This is a genomic window from Pseudomonas sp. R3.Fl, assembly GCF_023516765.1.
GTDB classification, from domain to species: domain Bacteria; phylum Pseudomonadota; class Gammaproteobacteria; order Pseudomonadales; family Pseudomonadaceae; genus Pseudomonas; species Pseudomonas citronellolis.
This window is the reverse complement of record NZ_JAMGSO010000001.1, coordinates 1,801,535-1,815,569: the sequence shown is the minus strand read 5'-3', so window position 1 is coordinate 1,815,569 and position 14,035 is coordinate 1,801,535. Positions and strand designations below refer to the sequence as shown.

Sequence of the window (14,035 nt, the reverse complement as noted above, 5' to 3'; positions counted from 1 at the left end):
AAGGGCGCGCTGGCGGCGCCTCTGATCAAAAAGTGCGCAATTCTAGCGGCGTCCCGCGCGCTTGACCAGCCTCTGTGAGACAAGCTGCCGCAGCGGCCGGCGAAAGCGCCGCCGGACACAGGGTAAGGGCGGCAAACACCTTCTATAGTCACTCAGATCAGGTTTTCGTGGCTCTTGCATCGCGGGGCCCGTCGGCGCAGGATGCGCCGAATTTTTCCTAGAGGAATTTTGTTACATGTCCAACGCCAGCGCTGGAACCGCGGAGCAGCAGGAAAACCATTCAAGCTCCGCCCTGGGCATGATGGTCGCCGCGGTGGGCGTCTGCTACGGCGATATCGGTACCAGCCCGCTGTACACGCTCAAGGAAGTCTTCGTCGGCGGCTACGGCGTGCAGGTGGGGCACGACGCCATCCTCGGCATCCTCTCGCTGATCTTCTGGTCGCTGGTCTGGGTGGTCTCGATCAAGTACGTGATCTTCGTCCTGCGCGCCGACAACCAGGGCGAGGGCGGGGTGATGGCGCTGACCGCGCTGGCGCGCCGCGCCGCCCACGATTACCCGCGGCTGAGTTCGGTGCTGGTGGTGCTGGGCCTGTTCGGCGCCTCGCTGTTCTATGGCGACAGCATGATCACCCCGGCGATCTCGGTGCTCTCGGCCATCGAGGGCCTGGAGATCGCCTTCGACGGCCTGGAGCACTGGGTGGTGCCGCTGGCGCTGATCGTGCTGGTCGGCCTGTTCCTCATCCAGCGCCATGGCACGGCGCGCATCGGCATCCTGTTCGGCCCGGTGATGGTGATCTGGTTCGTGGTGCTGGGCGCGCTCGGCCTGTACGGCATCTACCAGCACCCGGTGGTGCTGCAGGCGATGAACCCCTACTGGGCGGCGAACTTCTTCATCGTCCACCCGGGCATCGGCGTGGCCATCCTCGGCGCCACCGTGCTGGCGCTGACCGGCGCCGAGGCGTTGTACGCGGACATGGGCCACTTCGGCCGCAAGCCGATTTCCCGCGCCTGGTTCGCCCTGGTGCTGCCGGGCCTGGTGCTGAACTACTTCGGCCAGGGCGCGATGATCCTCTACAACCCGGAGGCCGCGCGCAACCCCTTCTACCTGCTGGCGCCGTCCTGGGCGCTGCTGCCGATGGTGGCGCTGTCCACCGTGGCTACGGTGATCGCCTCCCAGGCGGTGATTTCCGGGGCCTTCTCGCTGACCCGCCAGGCCATCCAGCTGGGCTTCGTGCCGCGCATGTTCGTGCAGCACACCTCCAGCCAGGAGCAGGGGCAGATCTACATCGCCGGGGTGAACTGGGCGCTGATGGTCGGCGTGGTGCTGCTGGTGCTGGGCTTCGAGTCCTCCGCGGCGCTGGCCTCGGCCTACGGCGTGGCGGTGACCGGGACCATGCTGGTGACCACCCTGCTGATGGGCGTGGTGCTCTGGCTGCACTGGAAGTGGCCGCTGTGGCTGGCCATTCCGTTCTTCTGCATGATGCTGCTGGTGGACGTGCTGTTCTTCTCGGCCAACCTGCCGAAGGTGGTGCAGGGCGGCGCCTTCCCGGTGGTGGCCGGTATCGCCCTGTTCATCCTGATGACCACCTGGAAGCGCGGCCGCCAGTTGCTGGTGGAGCGCCTGGACGAAGGCTCGCTGCCGCTGCCGCTGTTCATCGCCAGCATCCGCTCGCAGCCGCCGCACCGCGTGCAGGGCACCGCCGTGTTCCTCACCGCGCGCTCCGATGCCGTTCCCCACGCGCTGTTGCACAACCTGCTGCACAACCAGGTGCTGCACGAGCAGGTGGTGCTGCTCACGGTGGTCAACGAAGACAGCCCGCGGGTCGCCACCGACCGCCGCTTCGAGGTGGATGCCTACGGCGAGGGCTTCTTCCGCGTGCTGCTGCACTTCGGCTTCATGGAGGACCCGGACATCCCGGCGGCGCTGAAGTACTGCCACCTCAACGAGCTGGACTTCAGCCCCATGCGCACCACCTACTTCCTCAGCCGCGAGACGGTCATCCCGTCCCGGCGCATAGGTATGGCGCGCTGGCGCGAGGGGCTGTTCGCCTTCCTGCTGAAGAACGCCAACGGCAACCTGCGCTACTTCAACCTGCCGCTGAACCGGGTGATCGAACTGGGGACGCAGGTGGAGATCTGACCGATCTTGCCGGGAGGACAAAGCGCGCCTTCGGGCGCGCTTTTTCGTTTCTGGGGGGGCTCGCCAATCGACCGTGCATGGGATCGGCCGATCGCGGACGGAGTCCGCTCCTACGGCCGTGCCTCCCGGGAACTCTGTTGCCGGCTGCGCCGAAGTGCTCTTCGTAGGAGCGAGCTTGCTCGCGAATGCCCCCGCAGAGAAGTCTGTTCGCGAGCAAGCTCGCTCCTACGAAAAGCGGAGCCCCATCATGTAGGAGCGGGCCCTGCCCGCGATTCGCGCGCAGGGCGCGCTCCTACAAGGCGACGGGATGACGGTTACTCCGGCCGCGCCTCGCCGGCGCCGGGCAGCATGCGCACCAGGGTGTTGTCGCGGCTGATGAAGTGGTGGAACAGCGCGGCGACGGCGTGCAGGCCGATCAGGAAGTAGCCGATGTTGCCGACGGTCTCGTGCACGGCCTTGACCTGCTTGGCCAGGTCCGGGTTCTCCGCCACCAGAGGCGGCAGTTGCAGGCCCCAGAAGGGGATCGGCTTGCCGGCGGCGCTGAGGATGGTCCAGCCGGCCAGCGGCAGGCCGATCATCATCGCGTAAAGCGCCACGTGCACGGTCTTGGCCAGCAGCATCTGCCAGGCCGGCGGGGCGGGCACGATCGGCGGGGTGGGGTAGATGAAACGGCCGATCAGGCGCAGCCAGACCAGGCAGAACACGCTCAGGCCGAGCATGAAGTGCCACTGGCTTAGCAGGGCGCGGGTGTCGCTGCCCTTGGGGTAGTTGCCCTTGAGTTCGATACAGGCGTAGACGCCGGCGATCAGCACCAGCATCAGCCAGTGCAGGGCGATGGACAGGCTGCCGTAGCGGCGCGGGTAGGGGGGCTGGCTCATGGAAACTCCTTCTCTTCAGGCTGTCCCGCTCGTGGCGGCGGGTCGGGGCAGCTTGCGTCCGCAGCCTGAAGCTGGGCTGAAGACGCAGCCAATGCCTGAAGTGTAAGCCAGCCTTCGGCTCAGGACTCGTTCGGCGGCACCTGGCGCGCGCGGATGGCGTTCACCAGGCGCTTGGCCAGGGCCGGGTAGTTCTCGTCGAAGTGGTGCCCGCCGGGCAGTTCGAGGTTCTCGCCGATGGCCTGGGGCTGGGTGCAGCCGCTCTCGTCCTTCTCGTCGATGCCGTACACGCAGAGCACCTTGGGCCCGGGCATGCGCGCCAGTTCCGGGCCAGTGGCGGCTTCCTGGCCGGCCTTGCCCAGCCAGCCCTGCACTTCGATCTCGAAGCTCCCGCTGCGCGCCAGGGCCAGCAGCAGCACGGCGCTGACCTGTTGCTTGTCGGCCTCGGGCAGGCGGTTGTAGATGGCCGGCAGCACGTCGGCGCCGAAGGAGTAGCCGGCCAGCACGAAGTGGGTGGCGCCCCATTTCTCGCGGTAGTGCTGCATCAGCAGGGCGAGGTCGGCGGCGCTCTGCTCGGGGCTCTTGTGCTCCCAGAAGTAGCGCAGCGCGTCGATGCCCACCACCGGGTAGCCCAGTTCGGCCATCTGTCCGGCGACGTCGCGGTCCAGGTCGCGCCAGCCGCCGTCGCCGGAATAGAACAGGGTGACGGTGGGCGAGGGCTTGGCGGCCGGCACCTCGACCACCGGGAAGTCGTCGCCGCTGCCCTGGATCAGGCGCTTGAGCTGGTCGTCGAGGACCACCGGCAGGCTGTCGTAGTAGTTGGCGATGACGGTCTCGGCGTTCTGCTGGGTGCGGGCGAAGCGCGCGGTCTCGTCGTCCGGGTTGTCGTTCCAGGCCGCGGTCCAGTGGCCGTGGGGGGCGCTCTCGGGCAGCTTGGGCGCGGCGCAGTCGGGCTTGTCGAGGGCGAAGCCGACCGACAGGGCCTTGGCCTTGTCGCTGTTCTGCCCGGCCAGCCAGCGCCAGGCCCAGGCGCCGCCCTGGTGCACGCCGGCGACCAGGGTGGGCTGGGCGTCGAGCAGGTTCAGCGCGGCCTGCACGCGGTGCTGCTGGGCCACGCAATCGTTGTCGGGGAAGAGGAACTGCACTACCCGGGCGCCGTTGTCGTGGGCCAGGGCCAGCAGCTGGGCGTCGTCCAGCTTGTTGTCCTGGGGCACCGCCAACAGCACGGTGGCGGTCGGATGGCGGGCGGGAATGGCCAGGCTCACCGGGCTGCCGTCGGGCAACTTGCCGTGCTCCAGGCGCGCCTGGGACAGCGGGTGGAACCACAGCGCCACGGCTGCGGCAGCAGCGGCGACTATCAGCAGCAGGACGATGGCCAACAGGCGCCAGCGACGTTTCGACATATCAGCGTTTCACCAGTCCGGACAGGCCGCCCGCGATCAGGGCGGCGGTATCGGCCAGCGCCACCAGCGGATCCAGTCCGGCGGGCACGGCCAGGTAGCGGGGTTCCCAGTCGGGCTGGAACTTGTCCTTGAAGCGACGCAGCCCCTGGAAGTTGTAGAACTGTTCGCCGCGGTGGAACACCAGCGCGCCCAGGCGCTGCGTCAGCGGCGCGCCGCGGCGCGGCTGCAGGCCCGAGAGCGGCACCATGCCGAGGCTGAAGCGGGCGTAGCCGTGCTCCTTGTAGTGCAGGATCAGGCCGAGCATGAGGAATTCCATGGTCATCTTCGGCGCGTCTGGCACCACGCGCATCAGGTCCAGGCTGGCCAGCTCGCGGCTGGCGGTCTCCAGCAGGTTGACGAAGGCCACCGCGCGGCCCTGGTGGCGCACCACGGCGACGCGGAAGTAGCGCAGGTACTCGGGGGTGAAGCGGCCCAGGGAGAAGCCCTTCTCGCGGGTGGCCTTGCCGCCCAGCCAGGCGTCGGAGATCGCCCGCAGCTCGTCCAGCGGCGCCTGCCCGGCTTCATGGAATTCCACCGAGAGGCCGTCGCGCTGGCCGCGGTTCCAGGTGTAGCGCAGGTCCTTCATGTCCTTGCCCTTGGCTTCCAGGTCGAAGCGCTGCAGGTCCACGCGCGCTTCCTCGCCGAGCTTGAGGGCGGTCAGGCCGATGTCCATGTAGAACGGCAGGTTCTCTGCGCGCACCTGGTAGAACACCGGGCGCGCGTGGTGCAGGTCGCAAAGGTCGCGGAACTGCCAGATCAGCTCGGCGCGGGCCTGGGTCGGGCCGATCGGGTCGTACAGCGCCACCAGGCTGCGGCCGCGGCGGGCGTACATGAGGAAGGCGTCCTGGCTGGGGTGGAACAGCAGGGCCTTGTCGCCGGACAGCGCCAGGCCGCCGTCGGGCTGCTCGGAGCGGGCGAGGATGGCGGCGGCGTGGTCCAGTTCCTCGGCGCTCGGCTCGTGGATCGCTGGCGGCGAGGTGCGCAGCAGCCAGGTCAGGCCCACCGCGGCCAGCAGCAGGCAGCTGCCCAGCAGGGCGCGCAGGCCGCGCGGGGCGTCGGCGTCGAGGGCGAACTGCCACCACAGCTCGTGGCTGTAGGGCACGTCCTGGTAGGCGAACAGGAACAGCCAGATGGAGCTGGCCAGCACGCAGCCGGCGGCGGCCAGGTACAGCGGCGAGAAGGGCACTGCCATCAGCCGGCTGCGGCGGTAAAAGGAGCGGCGGAAGATCGCCAGGAGCAGGGCGGTGACGCCGAGGATCGACGCTTCCTCCCAGTCCACGCCCTTGAGCAGCGACAGCACCGCGCCGCTGAGCAGCAGCACCAGGGTGATCGCCCAGGCCGCCGACAGGCGCCGGCGCAGGCCCTGGGCCAGCAGCAGGCAGAGCACGCCGATCAGGCTGGCGGCGAAGTGCGAAGCGTCCACCAGGCGGTGCGGGACCAGGAAGTCCAGCTCCTCCAGGCGGGTGTCGATGGACGGGGTGGCGCCGGAGAACAGCAGGACGATGCCGGAAATGAACACCAGCACCGCCAGCACCGGCGCGGCCAGGCCGGAGGCCACGCGCATGGCCTGGCGCGCCAGGAGCATGCGCCGCGCCTCGACCACCAACAGCAGCAGGCAGGCCAGCAGCAGCGGCAGCACCACATAGATGAGGCGGTACATCAGCAGCGCGGCGGCCAGCGGCGCGGCGCCGATCTGCCCGGAGAAGGCGGCCAGCAGGATCGCCTCGAACACCCCGACGCCACCGGGCACGTGGCTGAGCACGCCGGCGGCCAGGGCGATCATGTACACCAGCAGGAAGGCGCCGAACGGTGGCGCCTCGGGCAGCAGCAGGTAGAGCACGGTGGCGGCGGCGGCCACGTCCAGCGCGGTGATCAGCAGTTGCAGCAGCGACAGGCGCAGGCCCGGCAGGCGCACCGAGCGGCGGCCGATGCGGATCAGTTGGCTGTCCGGCGACGGCTGCTCCGGCTCGCGGCGCCGCTCCATGCCGATCACCAGCAGCACGCAGAAGGCCAGGATGGCCACCGCCAGGGTCGCCACCAGCCACTGCGGCAGGTTCAGCGCCAGGGCGGCGTCGGGCAGGTCGCTGAGCGCCGCCATGGCCGCCAGCACCGGCAGCGCGCAGCCCAGGGACAGGCTGGCGAACAGCGTCATGCGCGCCACTTCCATGGCGTTCAGCCCGGCGCGGGCATAAAGGCGGTAGCGCACCGAGCCGCCGGAGAGCATCGACAGGCCCACCGCGTTGCCGATGGCGAAGGCGCTGAAGCCGCCGGTGAGCAGCGTCGGCAGCGGCAGCTTCACCCCGGCGAAGCGGGTGGCCGACCATTCGTAGCCGAGCAGGCAGACGAAGCCGGCCACGGTGGCGGCCAGGGCGCCGAGCAGGGCGTTGCCGGGGATGTCCAGCAGGGCGTCGTGCAGGGAATAGGGATCGATGTCGCGCAGCAGGTGGTAGCAGGCCACCAGCGCCAGGGCGAACAGCAACAGGGTGACGCCGACGCCGATGGCCTGGCGATGGGCGCCGAGCCGCTCGAACAGGCGGGAGCGGGAAGGGGCGCTGGCAGTTTCCGGAGTCTCAGGCGCGGTGGAGTCGACGCGCATCGGGCACCTCAATGGCTGTTGCGCGACAGGTGGGGGCACCCGCGCGAATTCCCAAGTCCATGGGAACAAATGACTGCAATTATGGGGGGCCGCGGCCTGGATCAGGCTCGGTCTTTTTCCGCTGTAACGAAAAAAGCCACTCCGCAGAGTGGCTTTTTTCTATGTTGGTTGCGGGAGCTGGATTTGAACCAACGACCTTCGGGTTATGAGCCCGACGAGCTACCAGACTGCTCCATCCCGCGCCGGCCATTCTACTCGGGATGAACACCCTGTCAATCGATTTCTGCTTTCCGATCAATTATTTAAATTGAGCGCAAACGAAAAAGGCCACTCCCGAAGAGTGGCCTTTTTCTATGTTGGTTGCGGGAGCTGGATTTGAACCAACGACCTTCGGGTTATGAGCCCGACGAGCTACCAGACTGCTCCATCCCGCGGCGGCCATTCTACTCAGGACGGCTACCCTGTCAACCGTTTTTTCAGAAAAACTGGTTTTTCTTCAGATGCTTAGCGAAGCGGGGCCACAGCGGGCGGGCGGCGCAGGCGTTCGCGCCGTTTTGCATTACCATGGAAGCCTTCAGCTAATGCGCAGGAACGGACGGGGCATCTCCTCCGAGTTCCGGCGCTATCCCCTCCGAGCAGGTTCCGCGTTGAGTTCCCGGCAGCGAAAGATCATCCACATCGATTGCGATTGCTTCTACGCCGCCATCGAGATGCGCGACGACCCGAGCCTTGCGGGCAAGCCGCTGGCCGTGGGCGGCTCGCCGGACAAGCGCGGGGTGGTCGCCACCTGCAACTACGAGGCGCGCGTCTACGGCCTGCACTCGGCCATGGCCATGCGCACCGCGGTCAAGCTGTGCCCGGACCTGACCATCGTGCGCCCGCGCATGGACGTCTATAAAGGCGTGTCGCGGGAAATCCACGGGATCTTCCGCGACTACACCGACCTCATCGAACCGCTGTCCCTGGACGAGGCCTACCTCGACGTCAGCGACTGCCAGCAGTTCTCCGGCAGCGCCACGCTGATCGCCCAGGACATCCGCCGGCGAGTCTGGTCGTCGCTGGGCATCACGGTGTCCGCCGGGGTGGCGCCGAACAAGTTCCTGGCCAAGATCGCCAGTGACTGGCGCAAGCCCAACGGCCTGTTCGTGGTCACCCCGGAGCAGGTCGAGGACTTCGTCGCCGAGCTGCCGGTGAAGAAGCTCCACGGCGTGGGCAAGGTCACCGCCGAGAAGCTGGCGCGCCTGGGCGTGCAGGACTGCCGGCAACTGCGCGACTGGTCGCGCCTGGCGCTGGTGCGCGAGTTCGGCGGCTTCGGCGAGCGCCTGTGGAACCTGGCCCGTGGCATCGACGAGCGCCCGGTGCAGGTGGACAGCCGGCGCCAGTCGATCAGCGTGGAGAACACCTTCGACCGCGACCTGCCCGACGTCGACGCCTGCCTGGCCGAGCTGCCCGGCCTGCTCGACGAACTGCAGCGGCGCATGCAGCGCCTGGACGCCAGCTACCGGCCGGGCAAGCCCTTCGTCAAGCTGAAGTTCCACGACTTCACCCAGACCACCCTGGAGCAGGCCAACGCCAGCCGCGACCTGGACAGCTACCGGCAACTGCTGAACCAGGCCTTCCAGCGCGGCGCCCGGCCGGTGCGGCTGATCGGCGTGGGCGTGCGCCTGGTCGACCTGCGTGGCCGCGCTGAACAACTCAGCCTGTTCTGAGAACCTGCCTACGATCTGCTGCGCGTCGGCATAACTGCGTTAAAAACAGGCGAGTGATGCTCATTTAGTGGACTAAACTGCGCTCCCTCCCCTGTTTTTGCCTTGTTCTGCTCTAGCTCGCGAGCTCGTAGACAGGTTCTGAGCGTTGTCGGCGCCGGGTAAAAGTCCGATCATGCGCAGCGCGTAGCCAGGGCCCCGAGCATGCGAATCCACGTCACCTTCACCGACCGCGTCGGCATCACCCAGGAAGTCCTGGCGCTGCTGGGCGCGCGCAACCTGAACCTGGACGCGGTGGAGATGGTGCCGCCGAACGTCTATATAGATGCCCCCGAGCTGCGCCAGGAAGTGCTCCACGAACTGCACGGCGCGTTGCTGCGGGTGCGCGGCGTGCTCTCGGTACAGATCGTCGACATGCTCCCCGGCCAGCGCCGCAGCCTGCACCTGGACGCGCTGCTGGCGGCCATGGGCGACCCGGTGCTGGCGGTGGACGCCCAGGCCCGGGTGCTCCTCGCCAACCCGCGGTTGATCGACCTGTGCGGCCGCCAGCCGGCCGGCGAGTCGCTGTCCACCCTGTTCGACGAGCCGGGCCTGGCCGAGCACCTGGTGGAGAAGGGCTTCCGCCTGCCGATGCACGAGGTCAGCCTGGGCGGTCAGCCGCTGTTGCTGGACGCCACGCCGATCCGCGGCACCGGAGATGCGCTGGACGGCGGCCTGCTGACGCTCTACCCGCCGAGCCGCATCGGCGAGCGCCTGTCGCTGCTGCACCACGACCACGCCGAGGGCCTGCAGGGCCTGATCGGCCGCTCCGCACCGCTGATGCAACTCAAGGCACGGGTGCGCAAGGTCGCCGGGCTTGACGCGCCGCTGCTGATCCAGGGCGAGACCGGCACCGGCAAGGAGCTGGTGGCGCGCGCCTGCCATGCCTTGAGCGCGCGCCGCGAGGAACCCTTCCTGGCGCTGAACTGCGCGGCGCTGCCGGAAAGCCTGGCCGAGAGTGAGCTGTTCGGCTATGCCTCCGGCGCCTTCACCGGCGCCCAGCGCGGCGGCAAGCCGGGCCTGCTGGAGCTGGCCGACCGTGGCACTGTGTTCCTCGACGAAGTGGGCGAGATGTCGCCCTACCTGCAGGCCAAGCTGCTGCGCTTCCTCAGCGACGGCTGTTTCCGCCGCATCGGCGGCGAGCGCGAGGTGCGGGTGAACGTGCGGGTGCTCTGCGCCACCCACCGCAACCTGGCGAAGATGGTCGGCGAGGGCAGCTTCCGCGAAGACCTCTACTACCGCCTCAACGTGCTCAACCTGCAGGTGCCGCCGCTGCGCGAGCGCGGCCAGGACATCCTGCTGCTGGCCGAGCACTTCCTGCGCCTGGCCTGCACGCAGATCCAGCGCCCGCCCTGCCGCCTGGCGCCGGAAACCCACCCGCTGCTGCTGGGCAACCGCTGGGCCGGCAACGTGCGCCAGTTGCAGAACAAGATCTTCCGCGCCGCGGCCATCGGCGAGGGCGAGGTGATCGGCGTCGAGGACCTGGAAGTGGCCGGTACCGAGCTGGACACCCGCCAGGCTGCCGACGAGGAGGTCACCAGCCTGGAGGAGGCCGTGCAGCAGTTCGAGAAGTCGCTGTTGCAGCGCCTCTATGCGGCCTATCCGTCCACTCGTCAGTTGGCGGCGCGGTTGCGTACCTCGCACACCGCCATCGGCCAGCGCCTGCGCAAGTACGGGATCGGCGAGCGCTGAGGGTGGAACGCTTTCACTCCGGTGGAGCGGTTTCGTTCCATCTGGCGGGCGCCGCGCCAGCCGGGGCTCCGATATGCCAAATACCAGGTGACTGGCTGGTTTTTATGGAACGATTTCGTTCCAATGGCTGGATCACGCTTGGCGACGATATTTATCAACTGATTGATTTATAAGTGCTTTATTGGTTTTGGCATCACCCTTGCTCTCGTGCCGGGAAAAATCGCGAGCCACCCGACGGCTCCAGACGAGACCAAGAGGACGACCCATGACCACCCTGCGCTTCACACCCGACCATGAATGGCTGCGCCTCGAAGCTTCCGGCGAAGTGACCGTCGGCGTCACCGACTATGCCCAGGAGGCCCTCGGCGACGTGGTCTACGTCCAGCTGCCGGAGCTCGGCCGCCATGAACAGGGCGCCGAAGTGGCGGTGCTGGAGTCGGTGAAGGCCGCCAGCAACATCGTCATGCCGCTGGCCGGCGAGGTCACCGAGGTCAACCCCGCGCTGATCGACGGCCCGGAGCTGGTCAACCAGGCGCCGCTGGCCGACGGCTGGTTCTTCCGCATCCGCCTGGATGACGCCGCCGCCCTCGACACCCTGATGGACCAGGCCGGCTACGAAGCCTACCTGTCCGCCCGCGCCTGAACCGGGGAGCCCGCATGAGCAAGGTCCAACTGAGCACCAGCAACGAATTCATCGCCCGCCACATCGGCCCGCGCGAGGCCGACACCCAGGCCATGCTCGAGCTGGTCGGCTACGCCAGCCTCGACGCCCTGACCGACAGCGTCATCCCCAACAGCATCAAGGGCACCAGCGTGCTCGACGGCAGCGCGGGGCAGGGCGAGGCCCAGGCCCTGGCCGACCTGCGCGCCATCGCCGCGCAGAACCAACTGCTGCGCAACCACATCGGCCAAGGCTACTACCCCTGCCACACCCCGGCGCCGATCCTGCGCAACCTCCTGGAAAACCCGGCCTGGTATACCGCCTACACGCCCTACCAGCCGGAAATCTCCCAGGGCCGCCTGGAAGCGCTGCTGAACTTCCAGACGCTGATCGGCGATCTCACCGGCATGCAGATCGCCAACGCCTCGCTGCTGGACGAAGCCACCGCCGCCGCCGAGGCCATGACCTTCTGCAAGCGCCTGTCGAAGAACAAGGCCGCCCAGGCCTTCTTCGCCTCCGCGCACTGCCACCCGCAGACCCTCGACGTGCTGCGCACCCGCGCCGAGCCGCTGGGCATCGAAGTGGTGGTCGGTGACGAGGCCGCGCTGCAGGACTTTTCCGCCTACTTCGGCGTGCTGCTGCAATACCCGGCCAGCACCGGCGCGGTCATCGACTACCGCGAGCTGATCGAGCGCGCCCACGCCGCCGGCACCCTGGTGGGCGTAGCCGCCGACCTGCTGGCGCTGACCCTGCTCACCCCGCCGGGCGAATTCGGCGCCGACGTGGTCCTGGGCAGCGCCCAGCGCTTCGGCGTGCCGCTGGGCTTCGGCGGCCCGCACGCGGCCTACTTCGCCACCCGCGACGCGTTTAAACGCGACATGCCGGGCCGCCTGGTCGGCATCTCCATCGACCGCTTCGGCAACCCGGCGCTGCGCCTGGCCATGCAGACCCGCGAGCAGCACATCCGCCGCGAGAAGGCCACCAGCAACATCTGCACCGCCCAGGTGCTGCTGGCCAATATCGCCAGCATGTACGCCGTCTACCACGGCCCGCAGGGCCTGAGCGACATCGCCCGGCGCGTGCACCGGCTGACCGCCATCCTCGCCGCCGGCCTGGCGCAGCTGGGCCACAAGGTCGAGCAGGAATACTTCTTCGACACCCTGAGCGTCGCTACCGCGCGCCCGGCTGCCGAAGTCCACGCCGCCGCCCAGGCCGCCGGCCTCAACCTGCGGGTGATCGACAACGGCCGCGTCGGCGTTTCCCTCGATGAGACCTGCGAGCAGGCCGCCGTCGAAGCCCTGTGGGCGGTGTTCGCCGCCGGCCAGGCGCTGCCGGACTTCGCCGCCCTGGCCGCCAGTGTCGGCGACCAGCTGCCGCAAGCACTGCTGCGCACCTCGGCCTTCCTGCGCCACGAAGTGTTCAACCGCTACCACTCCGAAACCGAGCTGATGCGCTACCTGCGCAAGCTGGCCGACAAGGACCTGGCGCTGGACCGCAGCATGATCCCGCTGGGCTCCTGCACCATGAAGCTGAACGCCGCCAGCGAGATGATCCCGATCACCTGGGCCGAGTTCGGCAACCTGCACCCCTTCGCCCCGGCCGAGCAGGCCGCCGGCTACCGGGCCATGACCGAGGAACTGGAGGCCATGCTCTGCGCCGCCACCGGCTACGACGCCGTGTCGCTGCAGCCCAACGCCGGTTCCCAGGGCGAATACGCCGGCCTGCTGGCCATCCGCGCCTACCACGCCAGCCGTGGCGAAGGGCATCGCGACATCTGCCTGATCCCGTCCTCGGCCCACGGCACCAACCCGGCCACCGCCCAGATGGCCGGCCTGCGCGTGGTGGTCACCGCCTGCGATGCGCGCGGCAACGTCGACCTGGCCGACCTCAAGGCCAAGGCCGAGGAACACCGTGAGCGCCTGGCGGCGATCATGATCACCTACCCGTCGACCCACGGCGTGTTCGAGGAAGCGGTGCGCGACATCTGCGCCATCGTCCACGACAACGGCGGCCAGGTGTACATCGACGGCGCCAACATGAACGCCATGGTCGGCCTGTGCGCGCCGGGCAGGTTCGGCGGCGACGTCTCGCACCTGAACCTGCACAAGACCTTCTGCATCCCCCACGGCGGCGGCGGCCCGGGCGTCGGCCCGATCGGCGTGAAGGCGCACCTGGCGCCCTTCCTGCCCGGCCACGGCGAGCAGCTGGAGCGCAAGCAGGGCGCGGTGAGCGCGGCGCCCTTCGGCAGCGCCAGCATCCTGCCGATCACCTGGATGTACATCCGCATGATGGGCGGCGCCGGTCTCAAGCGCGCGTCCCAGGCGGCCATCCTCGGCGCCAACTACATCGCCCGCCGCCTGGAAGAGCATTACCCGGTGCTCTATACCGGTGAGAACGGCCTGGTGGCCCACGAGTGCATCCTTGACCTGCGCCCGCTCAAGGAAACCAGCGGGATCAACGTCGACGACGTGGCCAAGCGCCTGATCGACTTCGGCTTCCACGCCCCGACCATGTCCTTCCCGGTGGCCGGCACGCTGATGGTGGAGCCCACCGAGAGCGAGTCGAAAGAGGAGCTGGACCGCTTCTGCGACGCCATGATCCGCATCCGCGAGGAAATCCGCGCGGTGGAACGCGGCGAGCTGGACAAGGACGACAACCCGCTGAAGAACGCCCCGCACACCGCGGCGGAGCTGGTCGGCGACTGGTCGCACTCCTACAGCCGCGAGCAGGCGGTGTACCCGCTGGCGAGCCTGGTGGACGGCAAGTACTGGCCGCCGGTGGGCCGTGTGGACAACGTCTACGGCGACCGCAACCTGGCCTGCTCCTGCCCGTCGATCGCCGACTACCAGGACGCGTGAACCCTTAAGTCCCCGCGCCCGTTCCG

8 protein-coding genes and 2 tRNA genes are annotated in these 14,035 nt (G+C 68.5%); 5 read left to right on the top strand and 5 right to left on the bottom strand.

Annotation, left to right across the window (positions count from 1 at the left end):
• Positions 1 to 235: 235 nt before the first annotated feature.
• Positions 236 to 2,140, top strand: a complete 1,905-nt coding sequence (locus M8R19_RS07675) for a potassium transporter Kup (RefSeq protein ID WP_249917473.1) — start codon at positions 236 to 238, stop codon at positions 2,138 to 2,140.
• A gap of 314 nt (positions 2,141 to 2,454) precedes the next feature.
• Here the strand turns inward: M8R19_RS07675 and M8R19_RS07670 are convergent, their stop codons facing one another.
• The 5 genes from M8R19_RS07670 to M8R19_RS07650 all read right to left on the bottom strand — a co-directional run bounded on the left by M8R19_RS07670 (position 2,455) and on the right by M8R19_RS07650 (position 7,487).
• Positions 2,455 to 3,018, bottom strand: a complete 564-nt coding sequence (locus M8R19_RS07670) for a cytochrome b (RefSeq protein ID WP_058073370.1) — start codon at positions 3,016 to 3,018, stop codon at positions 2,455 to 2,457.
• Between the two features lie 119 nt (positions 3,019 to 3,137).
• Positions 3,138 to 4,418, bottom strand: a complete 1,281-nt coding sequence (locus M8R19_RS07665; RefSeq protein WP_249917472.1) for a virulence factor family protein — start codon at positions 4,416 to 4,418, stop codon at positions 3,138 to 3,140.
• 1 nt (position 4,419) lies between these two features.
• The gene (gene mprF, locus M8R19_RS07660; RefSeq protein ID WP_249917471.1) at positions 4,420 to 7,053 is read right to left on the bottom strand and encodes a bifunctional lysylphosphatidylglycerol flippase/synthetase MprF; all 2,634 of its coding nucleotides are present in this window, start codon (positions 7,051 to 7,053) and stop codon (positions 4,420 to 4,422) included.
• A gap of 165 nt (positions 7,054 to 7,218) precedes the next feature.
• Positions 7,219 to 7,295, bottom strand: a tRNA-Met gene (locus M8R19_RS07655).
• A 115-nt stretch (positions 7,296 to 7,410) separates the two neighbouring features.
• Positions 7,411 to 7,487: transfer RNA gene (locus M8R19_RS07650), tRNA-Met, on the bottom strand.
• A 147-nt stretch (positions 7,488 to 7,634) separates the two neighbouring features.
• Here M8R19_RS07650 and dinB point away from each other — a divergent pair.
• The 4 genes from dinB (at position 7,635) to gcvP (ending at position 14,009) form a co-directional block, all read left to right on the top strand.
• Positions 7,635 to 8,762: a DNA polymerase IV gene (gene dinB, locus M8R19_RS07645; RefSeq protein ID WP_281688564.1), complete on the top strand. Its 1,128-nt coding sequence runs from the start codon at positions 7,635 to 7,637 to the stop codon at positions 8,760 to 8,762.
• A 201-nt stretch (positions 8,763 to 8,963) separates the two neighbouring features.
• Positions 8,964 to 10,490 (top strand): transcriptional regulator GcsR, encoded by a 1,527-nt coding sequence (gene gcsR / locus M8R19_RS07640; RefSeq protein ID WP_043317776.1) that lies wholly within the window; start codon positions 8,964 to 8,966, stop codon positions 10,488 to 10,490.
• Between the two features lie 265 nt (positions 10,491 to 10,755).
• Positions 10,756 to 11,133 (top strand): glycine cleavage system protein GcvH, encoded by a 378-nt coding sequence (gene gcvH / locus M8R19_RS07635; RefSeq protein WP_043271120.1) that lies wholly within the window; start codon positions 10,756 to 10,758, stop codon positions 11,131 to 11,133.
• A gap of 14 nt (positions 11,134 to 11,147) precedes the next feature.
• Positions 11,148 to 14,009, top strand: coding sequence for an aminomethyl-transferring glycine dehydrogenase (gene gcvP, locus M8R19_RS07630; protein WP_249917470.1), 2,862 nt, complete (start codon positions 11,148 to 11,150; stop codon positions 14,007 to 14,009).
• Positions 14,010 to 14,035 lie beyond the last annotated feature (26 nt).